At 58.7% G+C, this 23,612-nt stretch carries 22 protein-coding genes; 13 read left to right on the forward strand and 9 right to left on the reverse strand.

Going from position 1 to position 23,612, the window contains the following annotated elements; genetic code table 11:
• The first annotated feature begins 2 nt into the window (after positions 1-2).
• Complete coding sequence (locus ACZZ0A_RS01525; RefSeq protein ID WP_007949911.1) at positions 3-1,097, forward strand: amino acid ABC transporter permease; 1,095 nt, start codon at positions 3-5, stop codon at positions 1,095-1,097.
• An 11-nt stretch (positions 1,098-1,108) separates the two neighbouring features.
• Positions 1,109-1,873, forward strand: coding sequence for an amino acid ABC transporter ATP-binding protein (locus ACZZ0A_RS01530; RefSeq protein WP_007914351.1), 765 nt, complete (start codon positions 1,109-1,111; stop codon positions 1,871-1,873).
• A gap of 51 nt (positions 1,874-1,924) precedes the next feature.
• Here the strand turns inward: ACZZ0A_RS01530 and ACZZ0A_RS01535 are convergent, their stop codons facing one another.
• Both ACZZ0A_RS01535 and ACZZ0A_RS01540 read right to left on the reverse strand, forming a co-directional pair.
• Positions 1,925-2,416, reverse strand: a complete 492-nt coding sequence (locus tag ACZZ0A_RS01535; protein ID WP_095112600.1) for a type II TA system antitoxin MqsA family protein — start codon at positions 2,414-2,416, stop codon at positions 1,925-1,927.
• Positions 2,413-2,724 (reverse strand): type II toxin-antitoxin system MqsR family toxin, encoded by a 312-nt coding sequence (locus ACZZ0A_RS01540; protein ID WP_463542434.1) that lies wholly within the window; start codon positions 2,722-2,724, stop codon positions 2,413-2,415. The genes ACZZ0A_RS01535 and ACZZ0A_RS01540 overlap by 4 nt, the downstream gene beginning before the upstream one ends.
• 166 nt (positions 2,725-2,890) lie before the next feature.
• On the opposite strand from ACZZ0A_RS01540, the gene ACZZ0A_RS01545 reads away from it, so the two are divergent.
• The 5 genes from ACZZ0A_RS01545 (at position 2,891) to ACZZ0A_RS01565 (ending at position 6,881) form a co-directional block, all read left to right on the forward strand.
• A complete protein-coding gene (locus tag ACZZ0A_RS01545) occupies positions 2,891-3,550 on the forward strand; it encodes a FadR/GntR family transcriptional regulator (RefSeq protein WP_463542435.1) in 660 nt (219 codons plus the stop codon).
• Entirely contained in the window at positions 3,540-4,844 is a 1,305-nt protein-coding gene (locus tag ACZZ0A_RS01550) for a CynX/NimT family MFS transporter (RefSeq protein ID WP_463542436.1), read from the forward strand. Before ACZZ0A_RS01545 ends, ACZZ0A_RS01550 begins: the two co-directional genes overlap by 11 nt.
• A 204-nt stretch (positions 4,845-5,048) precedes the next feature.
• Complete coding sequence (locus tag ACZZ0A_RS01555; protein WP_007909058.1) at positions 5,049-5,519, forward strand: nuclear transport factor 2 family protein; 471 nt, start codon at positions 5,049-5,051, stop codon at positions 5,517-5,519.
• 39 nt (positions 5,520-5,558) lie between these two features.
• Positions 5,559-5,861: a GIY-YIG nuclease family protein gene (locus ACZZ0A_RS01560; RefSeq protein WP_007909056.1), complete on the forward strand. Its 303-nt coding sequence runs from the start codon at positions 5,559-5,561 to the stop codon at positions 5,859-5,861.
• Positions 5,862-5,945: 84 nt separating this feature from the next.
• Complete coding sequence (locus ACZZ0A_RS01565) at positions 5,946-6,881, forward strand: glutathione S-transferase family protein (RefSeq protein ID WP_095112595.1); 936 nt, start codon at positions 5,946-5,948, stop codon at positions 6,879-6,881.
• Positions 6,882-6,997: 116 nt separating this feature from the next.
• On the opposite strand, the gene ACZZ0A_RS01570 is transcribed toward ACZZ0A_RS01565, so the two are convergent.
• Positions 6,998-7,348 (reverse strand): glutaredoxin family protein, encoded by a 351-nt coding sequence (locus tag ACZZ0A_RS01570; protein ID WP_095112594.1) that lies wholly within the window; start codon positions 7,346-7,348, stop codon positions 6,998-7,000.
• A complete protein-coding gene (gene yejK, locus ACZZ0A_RS01575; protein ID WP_016984999.1) occupies positions 7,348-8,352 on the reverse strand; it encodes a nucleoid-associated protein YejK in 1,005 nt (334 codons plus the stop codon). The genes ACZZ0A_RS01570 and yejK overlap by 1 nt, the downstream gene beginning before the upstream one ends.
• A 395-nt stretch (positions 8,353-8,747) precedes the next feature.
• On the opposite strand from yejK, the gene ACZZ0A_RS01580 reads away from it, so the two are divergent.
• The gene (locus ACZZ0A_RS01580; RefSeq protein ID WP_003221909.1) at positions 8,748-9,029 is read left to right on the forward strand and encodes an HU family DNA-binding protein; all 282 of its coding nucleotides are present in this window, start codon (positions 8,748-8,750) and stop codon (positions 9,027-9,029) included.
• A 196-nt stretch (positions 9,030-9,225) separates the two neighbouring features.
• On the opposite strand, the gene rlmF is transcribed toward ACZZ0A_RS01580, so the two are convergent.
• Positions 9,226-10,245 carry a 23S rRNA (adenine(1618)-N(6))-methyltransferase RlmF gene (gene rlmF / locus ACZZ0A_RS01585; RefSeq protein ID WP_038357670.1) on the reverse strand — a complete coding sequence of 340 codons (1,020 nt, stop codon included), beginning with the start codon at positions 10,243-10,245 and terminating at the stop codon, positions 9,226-9,228.
• A 261-nt stretch (positions 10,246-10,506) separates the two neighbouring features.
• Positions 10,507-13,353, reverse strand: a complete 2,847-nt coding sequence (locus ACZZ0A_RS01590) for a valine--tRNA ligase (protein ID WP_463542437.1) — start codon at positions 13,351-13,353, stop codon at positions 10,507-10,509.
• 142 nt (positions 13,354-13,495) lie between these two features.
• On the opposite strand from ACZZ0A_RS01590, the gene ACZZ0A_RS01595 reads away from it, so the two are divergent.
• Together ACZZ0A_RS01595 and ACZZ0A_RS01600 are read left to right on the forward strand one after the other, a co-directional pair.
• On the forward strand, positions 13,496-13,996 hold the full coding sequence (locus ACZZ0A_RS01595) for a hypothetical protein (RefSeq protein ID WP_463542438.1): 501 nt from the start codon (positions 13,496-13,498) through the stop codon (positions 13,994-13,996).
• The gene (locus ACZZ0A_RS01600) at positions 13,987-16,449 is read left to right on the forward strand and encodes an RHS repeat-associated core domain-containing protein (RefSeq protein WP_463542439.1); all 2,463 of its coding nucleotides are present in this window, start codon (positions 13,987-13,989) and stop codon (positions 16,447-16,449) included. The genes ACZZ0A_RS01595 and ACZZ0A_RS01600 overlap by 10 nt, the downstream gene beginning before the upstream one ends.
• A gap of 56 nt (positions 16,450-16,505) precedes the next feature.
• Here ACZZ0A_RS01600 and ACZZ0A_RS01605 read toward each other — a convergent pair whose 3' ends face one another.
• From ACZZ0A_RS01605 to ACZZ0A_RS01615, 3 genes are read right to left on the reverse strand one after another with little or no spacing between them, the layout of a single operon-like run.
• Entirely contained in the window at positions 16,506-16,901 is a 396-nt protein-coding gene (locus tag ACZZ0A_RS01605; protein ID WP_007909050.1) for a hypothetical protein, read from the reverse strand.
• Positions 16,902-16,909: 8 nt separating this feature from the next.
• The gene (locus ACZZ0A_RS01610; RefSeq protein WP_007909049.1) at positions 16,910-17,338 is read right to left on the reverse strand and encodes a DNA polymerase III subunit chi; all 429 of its coding nucleotides are present in this window, start codon (positions 17,336-17,338) and stop codon (positions 16,910-16,912) included.
• A 57-nt stretch (positions 17,339-17,395) separates the two neighbouring features.
• On the reverse strand, positions 17,396-18,886 hold the full coding sequence (locus tag ACZZ0A_RS01615) for a leucyl aminopeptidase (RefSeq protein WP_007950052.1): 1,491 nt from the start codon (positions 18,884-18,886) through the stop codon (positions 17,396-17,398).
• A gap of 577 nt (positions 18,887-19,463) precedes the next feature.
• Here ACZZ0A_RS01615 and lptF point away from each other — a divergent pair.
• From lptF to lepA, 3 genes are all read left to right on the forward strand, one after another.
• A complete protein-coding gene (gene lptF, locus ACZZ0A_RS01620) occupies positions 19,464-20,585 on the forward strand; it encodes an LPS export ABC transporter permease LptF (RefSeq protein ID WP_007909044.1) in 1,122 nt (373 codons plus the stop codon).
• Positions 20,578-21,639, forward strand: a complete 1,062-nt coding sequence (lptG, locus tag ACZZ0A_RS01625) for an LPS export ABC transporter permease LptG (protein ID WP_007909032.1) — start codon at positions 20,578-20,580, stop codon at positions 21,637-21,639. Before lptF ends, lptG begins: the two co-directional genes overlap by 8 nt.
• 173 nt (positions 21,640-21,812) lie before the next feature.
• On the forward strand, positions 21,813-23,612 hold the full coding sequence (lepA, locus tag ACZZ0A_RS01630; protein WP_007909029.1) for a translation elongation factor 4: 1,800 nt from the start codon (positions 21,813-21,815) through the stop codon (positions 23,610-23,612).

Here is a 23,612-nt window from a genome sequence, read left to right on the forward strand (position 1 = left end):
GCATGAGTACTCATACTTTCAAACCCGACATGCCCCCACCGAACAGCAGCATCGGCGTGGTGGCGTGGATGCGCGCGAACATGTTCTCCAGCTGGCTCAACACCCTGCTGACGCTGTTTGCGTTCTACCTGATTTATCTCGTGGTGCCGCCGATCCTCAGTTGGGCGATTGTCGATGCCAACTGGGTTGGCACCACCCGCGCCGACTGCACCAAGGAGGGCGCCTGCTGGGTGTTCATTCAGCAGCGTTTCGGCCAGTTCATGTACGGCTACTACCCGACGGAACTGCGCTGGCGTGTCGACCTGACCGTGTGGCTGGCGGTGATCGGCGCGGCGCCATTGTTCATCTCGCGCGTACCGCGTAAAGCGATCTACGGGCTGAGCTTTCTGGTGCTGTACCCGATCATTGCCTTCACCCTGCTGCACGGCGGTTTCGGTCTGACCCCGGTGGCAACCAGCCAGTGGGGCGGCCTGATGCTGACCCTGGTCATCGCCACTGTCGGTATCGCCGGTGCGTTGCCGCTGGGGATTGTGCTGGCGCTCGGGCGACGTTCGAACATGCCGGCGATTCGTGTGGTCTGCGTGACCTTTATCGAATTCTGGCGCGGCGTGCCGTTGATCACGGTGCTGTTCATGTCGTCGGTGATGCTGCCGCTGTTCCTGCCTGAAGGCATGAACTTCGACAAGCTGCTGCGGGCACTGATCGGCGTGATCCTGTTCCAGTCGGCCTATGTCGCCGAAGTGGTGCGCGGTGGTCTGCAAGCGATCCCCAAAGGCCAGTACGAAGCGGCTGCAGCGATGGGGCTCGGTTACTGGCGTTCGATGGGCCTGGTGATTCTGCCGCAAGCCCTGAAGCTGGTGATTCCCGGCATCGTCAACACCTTCATTGCGCTGTTCAAGGACACCAGTCTGGTGATCATCATCGGCCTCTTTGACCTGCTCAACAGCGTCAAACAAGCCGCTGCCGATCCGAAATGGCTGGGCATGGCCACCGAAGGCTACGTGTTCGCCGCCCTGGTGTTCTGGATTTTCTGTTTTGGTATGTCGCGCTATTCCATGCATCTGGAACGCAAGCTCGACACTGGCCACAAGCGTTAGGAGTTCTGTAAATGAGTGAAGCAATCAAAAAGCCTGCAGGTTCTGAAGGCATTATTCAGATGCAGGGCGTCAACAAGTGGTACGGCCAGTTCCACGTGCTGAAAGACATCAACCTCAACGTCAAACAGGGCGAGCGTATCGTCCTGTGCGGGCCGTCGGGTTCCGGCAAATCGACAACGATTCGCTGCCTCAATCGTCTGGAAGAACACCAGCAGGGCCGCATCGTCGTCGACGGCGTGGAACTGACCAACGACCTCAAGCAGATCGAAGCGATCCGCCGCGAAGTCGGCATGGTGTTCCAGCATTTCAACCTGTTCCCGCACTTGACCATTCTGCAGAACTGTACATTGGCGCCGATGTGGGTACGCAAGATGCCCAAGCGCAAGGCCGAGGAAATCGCCATGCATTACCTGGAACGCGTACGCATTCCGGAGCAGGCGCACAAGTTTCCGGGGCAACTGTCCGGCGGTCAGCAACAGCGTGTGGCGATCGCCCGCGCCCTGTGCATGAAACCGAAAATCATGCTGTTCGATGAACCGACTTCAGCGCTCGATCCGGAGATGGTGAAGGAAGTACTCGACACCATGATCGGTCTGGCTGAAGACGGCATGACCATGCTTTGCGTGACTCACGAAATGGGCTTTGCGCGGACTGTGGCCAATCGCGTGATCTTCATGGATAAAGGTGAAATCGTTGAGCAGGCGGCGCCGAATGACTTCTTCGATAACCCGCAGAACGAGCGGACGAAGCTGTTCTTGAGTCAGATTTTGCATTGATGGTTTGTGTGTAAAAACAACCCGGCCTTGTGCCGGGTTTGTTTTTTGGAGTCAGGAAGCGGTGAGGGTTTCGTGTTCCTTGTGCACGGTGTACTTGAACGCACCTCTCAAGTCAGCCCCTTCGGCCAAGACTTTCGCATCGGCAAGCAAGTGCGGGTAACGATCCAGCAGCCGCATCAAAAGCATCAACGCCTTCGGCGGCAGCAATTCGCCTCGTTCGTACCTGGAAAATGCGTTGTGGCCTCCACCTGACAGCAGTTGCACCGTCTCTTTTTGCGTCAGGTGCAATTTGCGCCGGATGCGCTTCATCTCGGAACCGATCATTTGTCTTGCAGCGATAACCAGCTCATCGCCTGCTTCCGTGTAACGATCAGCGCTATCGGTGCCGTCATCCCACTCGATTTCCCCGCACTGCCGGCATTCCCAGCCAGCGAGATCATCTACGCGGCGCTCCATGCCTTTGACACTCAGGGTCTCACCGCGACCCTCGAAATGCCTCATTCCCTCACGGGCACCACAGCTGAAACATTGCCGGGTTTTCATGGGTTTTTCTCCTTGAAGGAGATTACCGGTGCGCCGCCGGCAGGGCGGTATGTCACCTTGATGTAAATCTCCAGGCCTTTTGAGTTGATGTGATACACGTCCTGCCAGACTCGATGATCGTCATAGGTGGTCATCGATTTGTACAACATCCTGTTCTGCAACCCGAAAACGATCTCCTGCATTTCTGCGAAGCTAAAACCGAGATCGAGACCGGTTTTTTCCGCGGTCTTGGTGAAAGCTTGTCTGCCAAGTCGTCTGACTTCCGCCTTGATCACCGCCAAGTCGTAATGGGGTGTGTTCTTTTCCATAAGAAACCAAAACCCTGTCCCTGAAATTACCCTTAAAGGGTAATTTTGACCAATCGAAAATACCGCTTCATGTGTCTCCGATTGACCCTAGGTGGTTGCCGTCCTACACGGGTCTGACTAACATGTCAGAAAATTCATCCTATGATTGGATGAAAGGGCGAATCCTATGTCAGACATTTCTCCACTCATTAAGCGATCTTTGGTCGATCAGGCCTTGGATCAGCTTCGTCAGCGCATCAACAGCGGTGCCTGGCAGGTTGGCGAGCGTTTGCCGACCGAACCCGAGCTGTGCGCCGAACTGGGCATCAGCCGCAACACCGTGCGCGAAGCCATGCGCGTATTGGCGTTTTCCGGGCTGATCGAGATTCGCCAGGGCGATGGCAGTTACTTGCGCGCAGTGGTCGATCCGATGGATACCTTGAAAGCGCTGTCGCAATGCTCGCTGGAACAGGCGCGGGAAACCCGCCACATCCTCGAAGTCGAGGCCATCGGCTTGGCGGCGTTGCGCCGCACCGACGAAGACCTCGTCGCATTGCGTGAGGCGCTCGGCACCAGCGGCAGCCACTACCACGGCGACCTCGACACCTACATCGCCTGCGATCTGGTGTTCCACCGTCGCTTGGTCGACGCCGCGCACAACCCGACCCTCAGCGAGTTGTATCGCTATTTCTCCAGCATCGTCGGCGCGCAGTTGCGCCAGACCCTGAACATCGTCCCGCGCCGTCAGGAAGTGTTCGACCTGCACATCGCGTTGCTCGATGCGGTCGAGCAAAGCGACCCGGAACGGGCCAAAGCTTTGTCGAGGCAGTTGATCAATGAACCTTGAAACCGAGAAATCCATGTCCCGCACCGAGATATCCACAGCCCCGAAGCGCACGGCAGAACTTGAAGAACTGCTGATCGACGCCGAGGCTGACGACGAGCAAGTCCAACAGAGCCATCCGCTGGTGCGCCGGCCGTGGTTGTTGCTGCTCGGCTTGATTCTGGTGGCGCTGAACTTGCGTCCGGCGCTGTCGAGCATGGCGCCGCTGCTCAGCGATGTGTCGAAAAGTCTTGGCTTGTCGGCGGCTCAGGCCGGTCTGCTGACTACGCTGCCGGTGTTGTGCCTCGGTTTGTTTGCGCCACTGGCACCGATTCTGGCGCGACGTTTTGGTGCTGAGCGGGTGGTGCTGGGGATTTTGCTGACACTGGCCGGCGGGATCATTTTGCGCAGCAACTTCGGTGAGATCGGCCTGTTCGCCGGCAGCGTATTGGGCGGTGCCAGTATTGGCATCATCGGTGTTCTGCTGCCGGGCATCGTCAAGCGCGACTTCGCCAAACATGCCGGCACCATGACCGGCGTCTACACCATGGCGCTGTGCCTGGGCGCAGCGATGGCGGCCGGTTCCAGCGTGCCGCTCAGTGAGCATTTCGGTGGTAGCTGGGCGATGGGCCTGGGTTTCTGGGTGATTCCGGCGTTGGTTGCAGCGTTGTTCTGGTTGCCGCAAGTCGGGCAGAAACATGGCGCGCACAACGTCGCCTATCGCGTGCGCGGACTGTTGCGTGATCCGCTGGCCTGGCAGGTGACCTTGTACATGGGCCTGCAATCGTCGCTGGCCTACATCGTCTTTGGCTGGTTGCCGTCCATCCTGATTGGTCGTGGACTGACGCCAACCCAGGCCGGTCTGGTGTTGTCCGGTTCGGTGATCATCCAGCTTGCCAGTTCGTTGGCTGCGCCGTGGCTGGCTACTCGCGGCAAGGATCAGCGTCTGGCCATCGGCGTGGTTATGGCGCTGACCCTCGGCGGTCTGTTCGGCTGCCTGTATGCGCCGATTGAAGGCCTGTGGGGCTGGGCGATTCTGCTGGGGTTGGGGCAGGGCGGTACGTTCAGTCTGGCCCTGACGTTGATTGTGCTGCGTTCGCGCGATTCACATGTCGCGGCGAACCTGTCGAGCATGTCTCAGGGCTTCGGCTACACGCTGGCGTCGATGGGGCCGTTTGCGGTCGGCGTGGTGCATGACTGGACCGGCGGCTGGAATGCCGTCGGCTGGATCTTTGGCATCATCGGTACAGGTGCGATCATCGCCGGGCTTGGCGCCGGGCGTGCGCTGTACGTGCAAGTGCAAAGCGAGAAGATCTGACGCGGTTCAAACTGTAGGAGTGAGCCTGCTCGCGATAGCTTTATACCAGTCAACGTTGCGCTGACTGACACTCCGCTATCGCGAGCAGGCTCACTCCTACATGGGTTTTGTGTACAGCGGGTATTCGGTTTGCGAATGCCGATAGTGTTTCTGCACATTGCAGACTATCGTGCTGGCAATCTGTACCTATCTTGGAGATTGCCCATGAGCGAAGCCCACGCCGCGTTGATCACCCGCTTCTACCAGGCCTTCCAGCGCCTCGACGCCGAAGCCATGGCCGCCTGCTACACCGACGATGTAGTGTTCAGCGACCCGGCCTTCGGCGAACTGCGTGGCCGCGATGCCGGCGACATGTGGCGCATGCTCACCACCCGCGCTAAAGACTTCTCGCTGACCTTCGACAACGTTCGTGCCGATGAACGCAGCGGCGGTGCACATTGGGTCGCAACCTACCTGTTCAGCCAGACCGGCAACGTCGTGGTCAACGATATCCAGGCCCGCTTCGTGTTCCGTGACGGCAAGATCTGCGAGCACCACGATCATTTTGATCTGTGGCGCTGGTCGCGTCAGGCGCTCGGTTTCAAAGGCCTGCTACTGGGCTGGACGCCGCTGGTGCGCAACGCCGTGCGCGCCCAGGCATTGAAGGGACTGAAGGCATTTCAGGCCGGTCGCTGATAAGATCGCCGCCTGTTTCCTACACGTCTTGATCCCGAAGTGACCAGCCTTAGCGAAAAATCTGTCGATGTCGCCGAACCGGTGAGCAAATCCTGGTTCGTCTACCTCGTTCGCGCCGCCAATGGTTCGTTGTACTGCGGGATCAGTGATGACCCGGTGCGCCGCTTCGCCAAACATCAAAGCGGCAAAGGTGCACGGTTCTTCCTCTCCAGCCCGGCCATGGCGCTGGTCTATACCGAGTTGTGCCGCGACAAGAGCGATGCGTTGCGTCAGGAACGCTTGATCAAAAAACTCAAGAAAAGCGCAAAGGAATGCCTAGTTGCGTCTTATCAATCTGACTGATTGGTTCCCATCAGGCAGATCTGTAGGCTGCTAAGCAAATGCGCGCTAAGCTGCTGGCTCACTATCTGAGCGGCGGAGCCGAGCATGTCCGAGTTGATTCTGCACCACTACCCGACCTCCCCATTTGCCGAGAAGGCCCGCCTGCTGCTGGGTTTCAAAGGCTTGTCGTGGCGCTCGGTGCATATTTCGCCGGTGATGCCGAAACCGGATCTGACCGCGCTGACTGGCGGCTACCGCAAGACACCGGTGTTGCAGATTGGCGCTGACATCTATTGCGACACATCGTTAATCGCGCGGCGCCTGGAGCAGGAAAAGGCTTTGCCGGCGTTCTTCCCTGAAGGTCAGGAGTTCACCTCCGCGAGTTTTGCCACTTGGGCTGATTCGGTGGTGTTCCAGCATGCCGTGAGTCTGGTGTTCCAGCCGGAATCGGTTGCCGTGCGTTTCGCCAAGCTGCCACCGGAAGCGATAAAAGCGTTTATCGCCGACCGTGCCGGTCTGTTCAGTGGTGGCAGCGCCACGCGTTTGTCTGCCGAACAAGCCAAGCATCAGTGGCCGACGATCATGGCGCGGCTGGAGCAGCAGTTGCAACGCGAGCAGGGTGACTTTCTGTTTGGCGAGCCGTCGATTGCCGACTTTGCACTGGCGCATCCCATGTGGTTCCTGAAAGCGACTCACGTCACGGCACCGCTGGTGGATGAGTATCCGGCGGTTGCAGCCTGGTTGGGGCGAGTGCTGGGCTTTGGTCATGGCGCAGCCAGTGCGATGACGTCGGAAGAGGCGCTTGAGGTTGCACGCAAGGCGACACCGGCAGCATTGCCGGATGAGCAGTTCGTTGATCCGAACGGTTTCAAGGCTGGTCAGCAGGTGGCGATTGCTGCGACGGATTACGGGGTTGATCCGGTGGTGGGTGAGTTGCTGTTTGCCGGCAGCGAAGAGCTGATCATTCGTCGTGAAGACGAGCGTGGCGGTGTGGTGCATGTGCACTTCCCGCGATTTGGTTTTCGTATCGAAGCCCGCTGATCTCTCAAGTCTGTAGCAAAACTTTGTAGGAGTGAGCCTGCTCGCGATAGCGGTGTGTCAATCGGCGGATTTATCGACTGACACACCGCTATCGCGAGCAGGCTCACTCCTACAGGTTATTTCAGGGCGGCGAGGATTTCGTCCGGGTCGAATCCGCGAATCAACGTACCGTTAACGTCAATCAGCGGAATCCCGCGCCCACCCAATGCCTCATACGCCTTGCGCGCCTCGGCATCCTTCTCGATATCGAACTCCTTGAACGCAATCCCCTTGCTGTCGAGAAAGCGTTTGGTCTGCTTGCAGTAGCCGCACCAGTCAGTGGCGTAGAGCACGACATTGGCCTGCGCCCGTGTCTGCTCCGAGACCATTTGTGACGGGTTGAACACCCGCTCGATCTTGCCCCAGTTCTGATAGACCACGACCACCAGCAGAACCAGAGCGACCTTCTTCAGCACATTGCCGAGCATCAGTTACGCCGCTTCAACTGATCGGTGAGCGACGTTGGCAGGCCTTTGATCACCAGGGTGCCAGCCTCTTCGTCGTATTCGATCTTCGAACCCAGCAGGTGCGCTTCAAAGCTGATCGACAGGCCTTCGGCGCGGCCGGTGAAGCGGCGGAATTGATTCAGGGTGCGTTTGTCCGCCGGAATTTCAGGCGACAGGCCGTAGTCCTTGTTGCGGATGTGATCGTAGAAGGCTTTCGGGCGTTCTTCGTCGATCAGCTCGGACAACTCTTCCAGACCCATCGGTTCGCCGAGTTTGGCCTGGCTGCTGGCGTAATCGACCAGGGTCTTGGTCTTCTCGCGAGCGGAGTCTTCCGGCAGGTCTTCGCTCTCGACGAAGTCGCTGAAAGCCTTGAGCAGAGTCCGGGTCTCGCCCGGGCCGTCGACGCCTTCCTGGCAGCCGATAAAGTCGCGGAAGTATTCCGAAACCTTTTTGCCGTTCTTGCCCTTGATGAACGAGATGTATTGCTTGGACTGCTTGTTGTTCTGCCATTCAGAGACGTTGATCCGCGCCGCCAGGTGCAACTGACCTAGGTCGAGGTGGCGCGACGGGGTCACGTCCAGTTCATCGGTCACTGCCACGCCTTCGCTGTGGTGCAGCAGGGCGATGGCCAGGTAATCGGTCATGCCTTGCTGATAGTGGGCGAACAGCACGTGTCCGCCGACCGACAGATTCGACTCTTCCATCAGTTTTTGCAGGTGTTCGACCGCGACTTTGCTGAACGCAGTGAAGTCCTTGCCGCCCTCCATGTATTCTTTCAGCCAGCCGCTGAAGGGGAACGCGCCGGACTCCGGATGGAACAGGCCCCAGGCTTTGCCCTGTTTGGCGTTGTAGCTCTCGTTGAGGTCGGCGAGCATGTTTTCGATGGCTGCAGACTCGGCCAGTTCCGTGTCACGGGCGTGCAGAACTGCGGGTGTGCCGTCGGGTTTTTTGTCGATCAGGTGGACGATGCAATGACGGATCGGCATGGGCTTCTCGGCTGTTGGAAGGGAGGAGGGCAGGCTCCCCCGAAAAAGCGCCCAGTGTACCGCAACCACTGGTTTTGGCGCGGGTTGTAGGGCAAAACCGGGGCGCGCTCTGGCGCTTATGCAGTTTTTTACCGATTTAGCGCAATAAAGCTGACCAAATGGGTAGCTAGAGGCGGATATTTCCCCGGCTCTGTGCTAGTTTTGCCCGGTCTTACGCGAAGTCACTGCGTTAAGCGTGCAATCAGCATTTGTCAGGTCGAACCAAACCCTGATTTCGGTATCTATAACCCGACTCGTCGTGGTTATCGCCGAGGGTGCCAGATCCAGAAGATCGGGCTCGATGGCTGACACTGCACTCTGCAATCCATATGAATTTGATAGGGAAGGAACACTACATGGCTCTTACTAAAGACCAACTGATCGCCGACATCGCTGAAGCTATCGACGCGCCGAAAACCACCGCGCGTAACGCTCTGGACCAACTGGGCCAAATCGTTGCCGATCAGCTGGAAAACGGCGGCGAAATCACCTTGCCAGGTATCGGCAAGCTGAAAGTGACCGAGCGTCCTGCCCGCACTGGCCGTAACCCTTCGACTGGCGCTGCCATCGAAATCCCTGCGAAGAAAGTGATCAAGCTGGTTGTGGCCAAAGGCCTGACCGACGCTGTGAACAAGTAAGACGCAGCGATAAAAAAACCGTGCACCGGAGCGATCCGGGCACGGTTTTTTTGTGTCTGCGATTTGGCGAGGAATGACACCGCCTTGTAGGAGCTGTCGAGTGAAACGAGGCTGCGATCTTTTGATCTTGTTCTTCAGGATCAAGATCAAAAGATCGCAGCGTGCCGCAGCTCCTACAGGGGCATCTGCGCAGCTATCAGCGAACCCAGCGCTCGCGGCGCCAGATCTGCTGCTCGGACTTGGTCTGGAAGGTCCAGGCGACGAAACGGCTTTGCTTCTGGCCCTGAGACATCTCCACGACCTGGCTTTCCAGCACTCCGGCCTTCTTCAGCGCGGTTTCAATGGCCGGCAGGTTCGAAGCTTTCGACACCAAGGTGCTGAACCACAGCACTTTATGCTGGAAATTCGCGCTCTCGGCGATCAATTGCGTCACGAAGCGCGCTTCACCGCCTTCACACCACAGCTCAGCCGACTGGCCGCCGAAGTTCAGCACCGGCAGTTTGCGTTTCGGGTCGGCCTTGCCCAGTGCGCGCCATTTGCGCTCGCTGCCCTTGGTCGCTTCATCCATCGAGGCGTGGAACGGCGGGTTGCACATGGTCAGGTCGAAGCGCTCGCCCGGCTCCAGCAAGCCGATCAGGATGTGCTTGCGGTTTTCCTGCTGACGCAGCTGGATAACCTTGCTCAGATCGTTGGACTGGACGATGGCTTTGGCTGCGGCCACGGCGGTCGGATCGATCTCCGAACCGAGGAAGTGCCAGCGGTATTCGCTGTTACCGATCAGCGGATAAACGCAGTTGGCGCCCATGCCGATGTCCAGCACGTTGACGATCGCGCCACGCGGGACCTTGCCGTCGTTCATGCTGGCCAGCAAATCCGCAAGGAAGTGCACGTAATCGGCACGGCCTGGAACAGGCGGGCAGAGGTAATCTGCCGGGATGTCCCAATGCTGGATGCCATAGAACGACTTGAGCAGCGCCCGGTTGAACACGCGCACCGCATCGGGGCTGGCGAAGTCGATGCTTTCCTTGCCGTACGGGTTGGTGATCACGAACTTCGCCAGTTCCGGCGTGGTCTTGATCAGCGCCGGGAAGTCGTAACGACCCTGATGGCGATTGCGCGGGTGCAGGCTGGCCTTTTCACGCGGCTCGACGGTCTTGGCCGGGGTCGCGGTGTCAGGCTTCTTGCGCGCAGGTTTGGGTGTGCGGGGGGCGTTCATGGGCGTGGTCGATTCGGGTATGGCTGAAAGTGACGGGTATTGTCCCACATTGATGAGCCATGCGCCGAACCTGTGACCCATGACCTTGGACTTGGGGATTTTGATTTATGTAGGAGCTGCCGAAGGCTGCGATCTTTTGATCTTGATCCTGAAAAACAAGATCAAAAGATCGCAGCCTTCGGCAGCTCCTACAGGGGAAGGTGGCGGGAACCATAAAAAAGGGAGGCCGCATGGGCCTCCCTTTTTTATTGCGATTTGCCGTTACAGGCTGGCAATCCGCGCATGTTGCTCGGCCAGTTTGCCCAGGGCTTGTTCAGCCTCGGCCAGTTTGGCGCGTTCTTTTTCGATGACTTCGGCCGGGGCCTTGTCGACGAAACCGGCGTTGGACAGTTTGCCGCCAACGCGCTGGACTTCGCCCTGCAAACGCAGGATTTCCTTGTCCAGACGCGCCAGTTCAGCGCCCTTGTCGATCAGGCCGGCCATTGGTACCAGCACTTCCATCTCGCCAACCAGTGCGGTGGCGGACAGCGGCGCTTCTTCGCCGGCCTTCAGAACAGTGATCGATTCCAGTCGCGCCAGTTTCTTCAGCAGCGCTTCGTTCTCGGTCAGACGGCGCTGGTCTTCAGCGCTGACGTTCTTCAGGTAGATTGGCAGCGGTTTGCCCGGGCCGATGTTCATTTCGCCACGGATGTTACGCGTGCCGAGCATCAGTTCCTTGAGCCATTCGATGTCGTCTTCGGCCGCGGGATCGATGCGCTCTTCGTTGGCCACTGGCCACGCTTGCAGCATGATCGTCTTGCCCTGAATACCAGCCAGCGGCGCGATGCGCTGCCAGATTTCTTCAGTGATGAACGGCATGAACGGATGCGCCAGACGCAGCGCCACTTCCAGTACGCGAACCAGCGTGCGGCGGGTGCCGCGCTGACGTTCAACCGGTGCGTTCTCGTCCCACAGCACAGGCTTGGACAGTTCCAGGTACCAGTCGCAGTACTGGTTCCAGATGAATTCGTACAGCGCTTGCGCGGCGAGGTCGAACCGGAACTGATCGAGTTGACGGGTCACTTCGGTTTCGGTGCGTTGCAGCTGCGAGATGATCCAGCGATCCGCCAGCGACAGCTCGTAGGCTTCGCCGTTCTGACCGCAGTCTTCGCCCTTGTCCAGAACGTAACGCGCGGCGTTCCAGATCTTGTTGCAGAAGTTGCGATAGCCTTCAACGCGGCCCATGTCGAACTTGATGTCGCGACCGGTCGAGGCCAGCGAGCAGAAGGTGAAGCGCAGGGCGTCGGTGCCGTAGCTGGCGATGCCGTCGGCGAACTCGTCGCGGGTCTGCTTCTCGATCTTCTTCGCCAGTTTCGGCTGCATCATGCCGGAGGTGCGCTTCTGCACCAGTTCTTCCAGCTCGATACCGTCGATGATGTCCAGCGGGTCCAGGACGTTGCCCTTGGACTTGGACATCTTCTGGCCCTGGCCATCGCGCACCAGACCGTGCACATAAACGGTCTTGAACGGAACTTGCGGCGTGCCGTCTTCGTTCTTGATCAGGTGCATGGTCAGCATGATCATCCGGGCAACCCAGAAGAAAATGATGTCGAAACCGGTGACCAGTACGTCGGTGGAGTGGAATTTCTTCAGGAACTCGGTTTTTTCCGGCCAGCCCAGGGTGGAGAAGGTCCACAGACCCGAACTGAACCAGGTGTCGAGTACGTCGTTGTCCTGTTGCAGCGCCACGTCCGGACCGAGGTTGTGCTTGGCACGTACTTCGGCTTCGTCGCGACCGACGTAGACCTTGCCCGACTCGTCGTACCAGGCCGGAATCCGGTGGCCCCACCACAGCTGACGGCTGATGCACCAGTCCTGAATGTCGCGCATCCACGAGAAGTACATGTTTTCGTACTGCTTCGGCACGAACTGGATGCGGCCATCTTCAACGGCAGCAATCGCAGGCTCGGCCAGCGGTTTGGTCGACACGTACCACTGGTCGGTCAGCCACGGCTCGATGATGGTGCCGGAGCGGTCGCCTTTCGGCACTTTCAGCGCGTGATCGTTAACGCTGACCAGCAGACCGGCGGCGTCGAATGCGGCAACAATCTGCTTGCGCGCTTCGAAACGCTCAAGGCCGGCGTACTCAGCCGGAATCGCGCCATCGATGCTGTCGTTCAGCGTACCGTCGAGGTTGAACACCTGGGCTGCCGGCAGCACGTTGGCGTTCTTGTCGAAGATGTTCAGCAACGGCAGGTTGTGGCGCTTGCCGACTTCGTAGTCGTTGAAGTCGTGGGCCGGGGTGATTTTCACGCAGCCGGTGCCGAATTCAGGATCGCAGTAATCGTCGGCGATGATCGGGATGCGGCGGCCAACCAGTGGCAGCTCGACAAACTTGCCGATCAGGGCTTGGTAGCGCTCGTCGTTCGGGTTCACCGCAACGGCGGAGTCGCCGAGCATGGTTTCCGGACGGGTGGTCGCGACGATCAGGAAGTCGTTGCCGTCAGCGGTTTTCGCGCCGTCGGCCAACGGGTACTTCAAGTTCCACAGGAAACCCTTTTCGTCGTGGTTTTCCACTTCGAGGTCGGAAATCGCCGTGTGCAGTTTGGTGTCCCAGTTGACCAGGCGCTTGCCGCGATAGATCAGGCCGTCTTCGTGCAGGCGTACGAAGGCTTCTTTAACCGCTTCCGAGAGGCCGTCGTCCATGGTGAAGCGCTCGCGGCTCCAGTCAACGGACGAGCCGAGGCGGCGGATCTGACGGCTGATGTTGCCACCGGACTGATCCTTCCATTCCCAGACTTTCTCGAGGAATTTTTCGCGGCCCAGATCATGGCGATTCTGGCCCTGGGCTTCGAGTTGACGCTCCACCAGCATTTGCGTTGCGATACCGGCGTGGTCGGTGCCCGGCTGCCACAGGGTGTTGCGACCCTGCATGCGGCGGAAACGGATCAGGGCGTCCATGATCGCGTTGTTGAAACCGTGCCCCATGTGCAGGCTGCCGGTGACGTTCGGCGGCGGGATCATGATGGTGTAGGAGTCGCCCGCGCCTTGCGGGGCGAAGTAGTTCTCGGACTCCCAGGTGTTGTACCAGGAAGTTTCAATGGCGTGCGGCTGGTAGGTCTTATCCATGCGCGGCGGGACCCTATTGGCATTAATTCAGGAAAAGCCGACGAGTATAGCGGGGCATGGGGCCGAGGGCGAGCGGGGTCAGGGTTCTTTGGGCAGTCGCATGAGTTCTCTGCTACAACTTTCCTGATGAGAGGCAGACTGAATGCACGTACCCAAAATGTCACTTCATGCCAACACGCCATCGATCACAGTATTCGACGCCCGTAACCTTCAGGTGCGGGATCTGCGCTACTACCGTCATCCCGACTTACCCACGGTGACAAGTGAACGGATTACCCGTCATCAATACGATGCCCGTGGCCTTCTGGCGCAGAGCGCTGATCCGCGCTTGAGCGAACTCCAATTGGCTAACTTTACCTATGTCACCAGTGTCTCTGGCAGCGTTTTGAGTCAGCAGGGCGGCGACAATGGCAGTAGCGTCACACTGGCTGACGCCGCCGGTCGTCCTTTTATGGTGGTGAGCAACATTCCCGACATTGGCGAAGGCGCAGGAAGAAGTCAGGTTGTGAGTCGCACCTTTCAATACGAGGGAAACAATCTTCCGGGGCGACTGCTGAGCATCACCGAGCAAGTGGCCGACGGTGCCCCTAACATCAGCGAGCGAGGGTGTACGCCGGAAACAGTCAGGCTGAAATGGCCCTGAATGTGGCTGGCCAGTGTGTGCGCCACTACGATACGGCGGGTCTGCTTCAATCAGACAGCAGAGCGCTGACAGGCGTGCCGCTTTCCATTACCCGTCGTTTCTTCAAGGATGCGAATGACCCGGACGAAGTAGTCGATTGGCAAGGGGAAGCCCCCATGGCCTGGAATGAATGGCTGGATGCCGAGCCGTTCACCTCTCTCACTGTGGCTGATGCAACGGGAGCGCTGCATACGTCCGCGGATGCGGCGGGTAACCTGCAGCGCTTCGCGTACAACGTGGGAGGCGCACTCGCGGGCAGTTGGTTGACGCTCAAGGACGGGGCGGAGCAGGTTGTCCTGAAAACAGTGATGTATTCGGCAACTGGTCAGATTCTGCGCGAAGAAAATGGTAATGGGGTAGTGACCGTATGGACATACGAGGAGGAAACGCAGCGTCTGTCGGGAGTCAAGACTGCGAGACCGCTCGGGCACATATCCGGGGCGAAAGTGCTGCAGGATTTGAGATTCGCCTATGATCAGGTTGGCAACGTAATCGGTGAGCGTAACGTTTCGCAGAGCGCGCGTTTCTGGCGCAACCAGAAGGTGGTGCCGGAAAACACTTATACCTATGACACTATCTATCAACTGGTCAAGGCTACTGGCCGGGAGATGGCAAACGCTGACGGGCAGGGCGGCACCCTTCTGGCCTGCGGGTTCGACGACGCCACGTACACAAACTATACGCGTGCATACAGTTACGATACGGCAGGTAATCTGGTTCAGATACGCCATTGTGCGCCGACCACCCTCAATAGCCACACCACACGGATTACGATCAGCAACCGCAGCAATCGCGGTGTTTTGCATACCCTCGCAACAGATCCCGATGATGTGGAGGCCTTGTTCACGGCGAGTGGGCAACAAAAAGTGCTACAGCCCGGACAGCTGCTTGCGTGGACTTCGCGCAACGAACTCCTGAAGGTGACACCCGTAGTGCGCGATGGCGCAGTGGATGACTGCGAGACCTACCGTTATGACAGTGCCAGTCAGCGGCTGCTGAAGTTCAGCAAGCAGAGAGTAAGTGGTCGCATGCAAGGGCTGCGGGTCGTTTATCTACCGTCACTGGAACTGAGGATGAAGAATGACGGCGACACAATAACGGGGAATCTGCAGGTCATCAGCGTGGGCGTGCCCGGTCAATCCAGGGTGCGAATACTTCACTGGGAGCAACCGAGACCGCGGAACCCTTTCGACGACCAGTTTCGTTACAGCTACGACAACTTGATTGGCTGCAGCGCGCTGGAAGTGGACGACGAAGGCAAAGTAGTTAGCCAAGAAGAGTATTACCCATACGGCGGCACGTCGGTGTGGGTGGCGAGAAGTGCAGTAGAGGCGAATTTAAAAACAGTCAGGTATTGCGCAAAGGAGCGCGATGCGACCGGACTTTACTACTATGGCTGGCGTTACTATCAGCCGTGGGTGGGGCGCTGGTTGGGTGCTGATCCGGCTGGAGCAACGGACGGGATCAATTTATTCGCCATGGTCGGGAATAACCCGGTCACATTTTCTGATTCCAATGGATTGTACAAGGAAGGGCAAGAAGCGAGGCGGCTGGTCGGTGAGACCTTCGTCCATCCTTTGCACATGCCAGCCTTTGAAAAGGTTTCAAGAGAACTCAATGTTGCAGTGAGTGTAAGGGAGTCCGGAAGTTACACAATCAAGGCGTTGGGCGAAGGCGCGGCTGCCAAAGGGCATAACATTCTCGAAAAGACCATAAAGCCAGCTTCTTTGCGGGCGGTCTATGGTGAGAGAGCCGAGGCGGTTCTCAAGCAGGCTGAAAGTATTGGGGTGGTCGGGCGAGTGGGGCAGTGGGGTAGGGCCGGTGTTCGCGGTCTTTATGCACGCAATAGCATAAGTGAAGAGGATGTTTCTTATCGCATCAACTTGCAAAACCCTATGGAAAACGAATTGGTTAATGCCTGGGTAAAATTTAAAGTCGTTACGCCTTACACGGGGGACTACGACATGCACGATATCATTCATATCAGAGCAGGAAAGGGTGTCGTGCCTGGTTCGGGAAGTAGCGAGGAAGCGCAAGTAATTGACTCGATAAATCATGGTGTTGCTGAGCTAGACCCGGCGAGGCCATTCAGTAATATCTCGATGAACATTATTCGCCATGGCCCGCAGGTGAACTTTGTTTCGCATATGTGGCGCCATGAGTTTGATAAGGTCAAACAAGATAATGGATATCTGGAGGCGGTGGCTCGTCCGGGGCCGTTTCCAATAGCAATGGTGCATCAAGGGCAGTGGTCGATTATCGAAAGCAGTAGCGAACTGTTTGATTTTTACAAGTCTGTGAATTCCAGTGTCCCCGAGCACTGGGCGCAAGAATTTGTGAGTCGAGGAAATGGAATGGTTGCCACCCCGCGGCACGCCAAAGCACTGGATTGGCATCGCAGTAATACCGTCTAGTAACCAAGGATACCGGGCTGCCAATCAAGTGCAGTCGAGTCGCAGGTCAGCACCGTTTATTCGTACTGACTCAGCAGCCGTTCCATCCGCGCATCGAGCCGGCGTTTGATTTCGGTTTCGATGTGCGGCGCGAAGTCGTCGATCACGTCCTGCATGATCAATTGCGCGGCGGCGCGTAGTTCGCTGTCGAGGTGGAGCAGGGCGTCCGGGCCTTTATTCACAGGTGCCACAGGTTGCGCGGCGGGTGTCGGGGCTGGCGCGGGTGATGGTTCGACAGCAGCCGGCTCGGCGCCGACAGAGTCAAACAACATCGGAATCTGTTCCTGTTCGCCGTCGTCGACCGTGTCGGTCAACAGCGGTGGTTGCAGGTTGTCGTCGCCGAGCAACTGGCGAATCGATTCGAGATCGTCCAGCAGGTGTGTTGGCTTTTGCTGCGGTTTCGGAGTGTCCATTGGAATGCTCAGAGTCGCTGTAAACGGTGATCTTGCAGAGGATAGCCCTGTTCGCGGTAGAAACGGAAACTCTCCCGCGCGGCCGCCCGAATCGTCGGATCTTCGACCACCACTTCCGCCACCCGGGCGAATTTGCTGGCGAAGGCCGGGACTTTCAGATCGAGATTGACCAGTAAATCCTGATGCTGACCGCAGTCGTCACCCAACCCCAGCACAATCAAACCGTCCGGTTCACTGTCAGCCGGGCCGTGAGGCACGAACGTTTCGCCCTTGAATGCCCACAGGCGCGCATCGAGATCGTCACGCTGAGCCGCATCGCTGCAATGCAGATAGATGCGATGGCCCATGCGCCAGGCTTTCTCGGTGAGTTTGCAGGCAAAATCCAGGCGAGCCGACGGGTCGGCGCTGGGCAGGATGTAAAAATCGACTTTGGTCATTGCGGTTCCAGAGCGGCAAGCGGCGTCACCCGAGAGTGACGCCGCCCATCAGCGGGTTCAGGCTTTGGCGCGATCCAGCAGGTACTGGGTCAGCAGAGGTACTGGACGGCCAGTGGCGCCCTTGTCCTTGCCACCGCTGGTCCATGCGGTGCCGGCGATGTCCAGGTGCGCCCAGTTGAGGTTTTTGGTGAAGCGTGAGAGGAAGCACGCGGCGGTGATCGTGCCGGCCTTCGGCCCGCCAATGTTGGCGATGTCGGCAAACGGGCTGTCCAGTTGTTCCTGGTACTCGTCGAACAGCGGCAGTTGCCAGGCGCGGTCGTCAGCGGCTTTACCGGCGCTGAGCAGTTGGCCGATCAGTTCGTCGTTGTTGCCCAGCAGACCCGAGGTGTGCGCACCCAGTGCGACGACGCAAGCGCCGGTCAGGGTGGCAATGTCGATCACCGCTTGTGGCTTGAAGCGCTCGGAGTAGGTCAGCGCATCGCACAGCACCAGACGGCCTTCGGCGTCGGTGTTGAGGATTTCCACGGTCTGGCCGCTCATGGTGGTGACGATGTCGCCTGGACGTGTCGCGTTGCCGCTCGGCATGTTTTCCGCGCAGGCGAGGATGCACACCAGGTTGATCGGCAGTTTCAGCTCAAGCACGGCGCGCAGGGTGCCGAACACGGAGGCAGCGCCGCCCATGTCGTATTTCATTTCGTCCATGCCGGCGCCTGGCTTCAGGCTGATGCCGCCGGTGTCGAAGGTGATGCCTTTACCGACCAGTGCGTACGGCTTCTCGGATTTCTTGCCGCCGTTGTATTGCATGACGATCAGGCGCGGCGGCTGCTCGCTGCCTTGGCCGACGGCGTAGAACGAGCCCATGCCCAGGGATTTGATCTTCTTCTCGTCGAGGACTTCGACTTTCAGATCCTTGAACTCTTTGCCGAGGTTCTTCGCTTGTTCACCGAGGAAGGTCGGGTGGCAGATGTTCGGCGGCAGGTTGCCCAGATCGCGGGTGAAGGCCATGCCATTGGCAATCGCGGTCGCGTGGTTCACGGCGCGTTGCACTTCGGCTTGCGCAGCCTTGATGGTCAGCAGGGTGATTTTTTTCAGTGCGCGGGGTTCGGCTTTCTGGCTCTTGAACTGGTCGAAGGTGTATTCGCCGTCCACCAGGGTTTCCGCCAGCAGACGGGTTTTACCGTAGCTGTCGCGGTTTTTGACAATAATTTCATCCAGCGCCAGCACGGCGTCGCTGCCGCCCAGGCCCTTCAGGGTGTTGAGGATGCCGGCAACGATTTTGCGGAACGGGCGGTCACCCAGTTCTTCATCCTTGCCCACACCGACCAGCAGCACGCGCTCGGCTTTCAGGTTTGGCAGGCTGTGCAGCAACAGGCTCTGGCCGACCTTGCCGGCCAGATCGCCACGCTTGAGAACGGCGCTGATCGCGCCACCGCTGAGTTCGTCGACCTGTTTGGCGGCGACACCGAGTTTGCGGCCTTCACCGACGGCAACCACCAGGGTGGCGGTTTTCAACGTTTCTGGGCCAACGCTTTTTACAACCAGTTCCATGTCCGGATCCCTGAATGAATGGTCAACACGCAGGCGTTCGACGGTGTCCGCAGTCGCCTGCTTATAGATAGAAGAGGCGCAGGCCAAAGCCTGCGACAAGGGCCGCAGTTTGAACCTCGCTCCCCGCGCCTGACAACCCTCAGGGGGCGTTCTCAATTAGTTTTCACACCGCGTTGTCGCCTTAAAGCCAGCCAGGCAAGGCGCAGGCCGCTGGGAATGGTTGTTCCCTTTCCAAGGCCTGCAACGCAGACTGGCCGGCTTTAAGGCACAACCCGAAGGGCCGGGCCTGCTGTTGTGCAGGGCTGCGTTGCTCGAAGCTTATTTGGAATGACCAAACCACGCTTCTCGCGCCTTGCCCTGCACAACAGCAGACCCGGCGCGGTGTGAAAACTGATTGAGAACGCCCCCTAGGTTGTACGATCTGCAAAGGATTACAGACATGGATGAGTGTGCGCAGTGACAGGCGCCTCCAATCACAGGATAATGCCGCATCTTTTTTCGACGGCTCTGCGTTGCGGGCCGGTCGATGTGTTTGCTTGTTTGGCCGCCTTAGCCTGACAACCCTGGAGTGTCTGGTTTGATCGTCTTCCGTTATCTGTCCCGCGAAGTCCTGTTGACCCTCAGCGCCGTGAGTGCCGTGCTGTTGGTCATCATCATGAGCGGTCGCTTCATCAAATACCTCGCTCAGGCCGCTGCCGGTCAGCTCGATCCGGGCTCGCTGTTCCTGATCATGGGCTTTCGTCTGCCGGGGTTTCTGCAACTGATTCTGCCGCTGGGCCTGTTCCTCGGGATCCTGCTGGCCTACGGTCGTCTGTATCTCGAAAGCGAGATGACCGTGCTGTCGGCCACCGGCATGAGCCAGCAGAAGCTGTTTCGCATGACCTTGTTTCCAGCGACCCTGGTTGCGCTGGTGGTGGCATGGCTGAGCCTTGGGCTGGCCCCACAAGGCGCCAACCAGTTCCAGTTGCTGCTGAACAAGCAGGACGCGCTGACCGAATTCGATACCCTCGAGCCAGGACGCTTCCAGGCCCTGCGTGACGGCACCCGGGTGACCTACACCGAAACCCTGAGTGACGATCGCGTCAACCTGGGTAGCGTGTTCATTTCGCAGAAGAACCTCGGCGCCGATCAAAAGGATCGCGGGATTTCCGTGCTGGTGGCTGAAAGCGGTCGCCAGGAAGTGCGCCCCGACGGCAACCGCTATCTGATCCTCGATAACGGCTACCGCTACGACGGCAGTCCGGGTCAGGCCGATTACCGTGCCATTCATTACGAAACCTACGGCGTGCTGTTGCCCAAGCCGGACGTCAGCGAAGAAGTCACCGATCGCGACGCCATGCCGACCTCGTCTCTGCTGGGCAGCGATGACATTCGCTCGAAAACCGAACTGCAATGGCGTTTGTCCCTGCCGCTGCTGGTATTTATCGTGACCTTGATGGCGGTGCCACTGTCGCGAGTCAATCCGCGCCAAGGGCGTTTCCTCAAGCTGCTGCCGGCGATTCTTCTTTATATGGCTTACCTGACCATCCTGATTGCCGCCCGCGGCGCCCTTGAAAAAGGCAAGATCCCGCCGGCCCTTGGCCTATGGTGGGTGCACGCGATCTTCCTGTTCATCGGTCTCGGCCTGCTCTATTGGGAGCCGCTACGCCTGAAGATGGCCAGCCGTCGCTCCGCAGCGCTGGAGGTGGCCCGTGGTTAAACTCGATCGCTACATCGGCAGCAGCGTGTTCATGGCGATCATTGCCGTGCTCGCCATCATTCTCGGCCTGGCGACGCTGTTCGCCTTCATCGATGAGATGGGTGACGTCAGCGAAACCTACACCCTCGTTGATGTCCTGAGCTTCGTACTGCTGACCGCGCCGCGCCGTCTCTACGAAATGCTGCCAATGGCCGCATTGATCGGCTGCCTGATCGGCCTCGGCAGTCTGGCCAGCAGCAGTGAGCTGACGGTCATGCGCGCCGCTGGCGTGTCCATCGGCCGTATCGTCTGGGCCGTCATGAAGCCAATGCTGGTGCTGATGCTGGCCGGCGTACTGATCGGCGAATACGTTGCTCCGGCGACCGAAAGCATGGCCCAGGCCAACCGTTCGCTGGCGCAAGGCAGCGGCGACGCGCAGAGCGCCAAACACGGTATGTGGCACCGTCAGGGTGAAGAATTCATCCACATCAACGCCGTGCAACCGAACGGCCTGTTGTATGGCGTGACCCGCTATCACTTCGACAAGGAGCGCCATCTGCTGAGTTCGAGCTTCGCCAAGAAGGCCGAGTTCGACGGCAATAAGTGGCAACTCACCGACGTTGCCACCACGCTGTTCCATGAACGCAGCACGGAAGTCGTCAATACCCCGAGTGAGCAATGGGACGTGGCGTTGAGCCCGCAATTGCTCAGCACCGTGGTCATGGCGCCGGAATCGCTGTCGATCAGTGGCTTGTGGGGTTACATCCACTACCTGTCCGAGCAAGGCCTGAGCAACGGCCGTTACTGGCTGGCATTTTGGGTCAAGGTGTTGCAGCCGTTGGTCACTGCCGCTCTGGTGTTGATGGCGATCTCCTTCATCTTCGGTCCGTTGCGTTCGGTGACTCTCGGTCAGCGCGTGTTCACCGGTGTTCTGGTGGGCTTCACCTTCCGTATCGTCCAGGATTTGCTCGGCCCGTCGAGCCTGGTGTTCGGTTTCTCGCCGCTGTTCGCGGTACTGGTGCCGGCCGGGGTTTGTGCGCTGGCGGGTGTCTGGCTGCTGCGAAGAGCCGGTTGATGACAGGCGATTGACCTGTGCTTTAAACCTCGAAAACGCCTCGGTCGACAGATCGGGGCGTTTTTGCATGCAATCCGGGTGACAGGCGAACGTGACGCTTGCGCCGTGTATCAGGTACAATTCCCGGCTATTTTTCGGCGGGCTATGCCTGCAGCCTTTTTGAGTGTTGATCCGTGAGTGATTTGAGTCATATCCGCAATTTCTCCATCATCGCCCACATTGACCATGGCAAGTCGACGCTGGCCGATCGCTTCATCCAGATGTGCGGCGGCCTGGCCGAGCGTGAAATGGAAGCCCAGGTACTGGATTCCATGGATCTGGAGCGTGAACGCGGGATCACCATCAAGGCCCACAGCGTTACCCTCTATTACACCGCCAAAGACGGCATCAAGTATCAGCTGAACTTCATTGACACCCCGGGCCACGTCGACTTCACCTACGAAGTCAGCCGTTCCCTGGCCGCGTGTGAAGGTGCCTTGCTGGTGGTCGATGCGGGTCAGGGTGTTGAAGCCCAGTCCGTGGCCAACTGCTACACCGCCATCGAGCAGGGCCTTGAGGTCATGCCGGTGCTGAACAAGATCGACCTGCCGCAGGCTGATCCTGAGCGCGTAAAGGACGAGATCGAGAAGATCATCGGCATCGACGCCACCGACGCCGTCACCTGCAGTGCCAAAACCGGCCTGGGTGTCGACGAAGTGCTCGAGCGCCTTGTGCAGACCATTCCTGCGCCGACCGGCAACATCGAAGATCCGCTGCAAGCGTTGATCATCGATTCCTGGTTCGACAACTACCTGGGCGTTGTCTCCCTGGTGCGCGTGCGTCATGGTCGCGTGAAGAAGGGCGACAAGATCCTCGTCAAGTCCACCGGCAAGATCCACCTGGTCGACAGCGTTGGCGTGTTCAACCCGAAACACACCGCCACCGCTGACCTCAAGGCCGGCGAAGTGGGCTTCATCATTGCCAGCATCAAGGACATTCACGGTGCACCGGTCGGTGACACCCTGACCCTGAGCTCGACCCCGGACGTTGAAGTGCTGCCCGGCTTCAAACGCATCCAGCCGCAGGTTTACGCCGGTCTGTTCCCGGTCAGCTCCGACGACTTCGAGGATTTCCGCGAAGCGCTGCAGAAGCTGACCCTCAACGACTCGTCGCTGCAATACACCCCGGAAAGCTCCGACGCACTGGGCTTCGGCTTCCGTTGCGGGTTCCTCGGCATGCTGCACATGGAAATCATCCAGGAGCGCCTTGAGCGCGAGTACAACCTGGACCTGATCACCACGGCGCCGACGGTAATCTTCGAGCTGGTGCTGAAAACCGGTGAAACGATTTACGTCGACAACCCGTCCAAGCTGCCGGATGTGTCGTCGATCGAAGACATGCGCGAGCCGATCGTGCGCGCCAACATTCTGGTGCCGCAGGAACACTTGGGCAACGTCATCACCCTGTGCATCGAGAAGCGTGGCGTTCAAGTCGACATGCTGTTCCTCGGCAATCAGGTGCAAGTCACTTACGACCTGCCGATGAACGAAGTGGTCCTGGACTTCTTCGACCGTCTCAAATCCACCAGCCGTGGCTATGCTTCGCTGGATTACCATTTCGATCGTTACCAATCGGCTAATCTGGTGAAACTGGACGTGCTGATCAACGGCGACAAGGTCGATGCCCTTGCATTGATCGTGCACCGTGACAACTCGCACTACAAAGGTCGCCAGTTGACCGAGAAGATGAAAGAACTGATTCCTCGTCAGATGTTCGACGTAGCCATTCAGGCCGCCATCGGTGGTCAGATCGTTGCCCGGACAACCGTCAAGGCGCTCAGAAAGAACGTATTGGCCAAATGCTACGGTGGTGACGTCAGCCGTAAGAAGAAACTGCTCGAGAAGCAAAAGGCCGGTAAGAAACGCATGAAGCAGGTCGGCAACGTGGAAATTCCACAAGAAGCCTTCCTTGCCGTGCTCAGGTTGGATAGTTAG

Source organism: Pseudomonas sp. AC242, assembly GCF_979258655.1.

Excerpts from the sequence above, each read along its gene's own strand:
- ACZZ0A_RS01565 (WP_095112595.1), top strand. The coding sequence starts at position 5,946 with ATGTCCGAGTTGATTCTGCACCACTACCCGACCTCCCCATTTGCCGAG.
- ACZZ0A_RS01580 (WP_003221909.1), top strand. The coding sequence starts at position 8,748 with ATGGCTCTTACTAAAGACCAACTGATCGCCGACATCGCTGAAGCTATC.
- ACZZ0A_RS01550 (WP_463542436.1), top strand. The coding sequence starts at position 3,540 with ATGAACCTTGAAACCGAGAAATCCATGTCCCGCACCGAGATATCCACA.
- ACZZ0A_RS01555 (WP_007909058.1), top strand. The coding sequence starts at position 5,049 with ATGAGCGAAGCCCACGCCGCGTTGATCACCCGCTTCTACCAGGCCTTC.
- ACZZ0A_RS01605 (WP_007909050.1), bottom strand. The coding sequence starts at position 16,901 with ATGGACACTCCGAAACCGCAGCAAAAGCCAACACACCTGCTGGACGAT.
- ACZZ0A_RS01610 (WP_007909049.1), bottom strand. The coding sequence starts at position 17,338 with ATGACCAAAGTCGATTTTTACATCCTGCCCAGCGCCGACCCGTCGGCT.
- ACZZ0A_RS01570 (WP_095112594.1), bottom strand. The coding sequence starts at position 7,348 with ATGCTCGGCAATGTGCTGAAGAAGGTCGCTCTGGTTCTGCTGGTGGTC.
- ACZZ0A_RS01525 (WP_007949911.1), top strand. The coding sequence starts at position 3 with ATGAGTACTCATACTTTCAAACCCGACATGCCCCCACCGAACAGCAGC.
- ACZZ0A_RS01615 (WP_007950052.1), bottom strand. The coding sequence starts at position 18,886 with ATGGAACTGGTTGTAAAAAGCGTTGGCCCAGAAACGTTGAAAACCGCC.
- ACZZ0A_RS01545 (WP_463542435.1), top strand. The coding sequence starts at position 2,891 with ATGTCAGACATTTCTCCACTCATTAAGCGATCTTTGGTCGATCAGGCC.
- ACZZ0A_RS01530 (WP_007914351.1), top strand. The coding sequence starts at position 1,109 with ATGAGTGAAGCAATCAAAAAGCCTGCAGGTTCTGAAGGCATTATTCAG.
- ACZZ0A_RS01535 (WP_095112600.1), bottom strand. The coding sequence starts at position 2,416 with ATGAAAACCCGGCAATGTTTCAGCTGTGGTGCCCGTGAGGGAATGAGG.
- yejK (WP_016984999.1), bottom strand. The coding sequence starts at position 8,352 with ATGCCGATCCGTCATTGCATCGTCCACCTGATCGACAAAAAACCCGAC.
- rlmF (WP_038357670.1), bottom strand. The coding sequence starts at position 10,245 with ATGAACGCCCCCCGCACACCCAAACCTGCGCGCAAGAAGCCTGACACC.
- ACZZ0A_RS01600 (WP_463542439.1), top strand. The coding sequence starts at position 13,987 with ATGGCCCTGAATGTGGCTGGCCAGTGTGTGCGCCACTACGATACGGCG.
- ACZZ0A_RS01590 (WP_463542437.1), bottom strand. The coding sequence starts at position 13,353 with ATGGATAAGACCTACCAGCCGCACGCCATTGAAACTTCCTGGTACAAC.
- ACZZ0A_RS01540 (WP_463542434.1), bottom strand. The coding sequence starts at position 2,724 with ATGGAAAAGAACACACCCCATTACGACTTGGCGGTGATCAAGGCGGAA.
- ACZZ0A_RS01595 (WP_463542438.1), top strand. The coding sequence starts at position 13,496 with ATGCACGTACCCAAAATGTCACTTCATGCCAACACGCCATCGATCACA.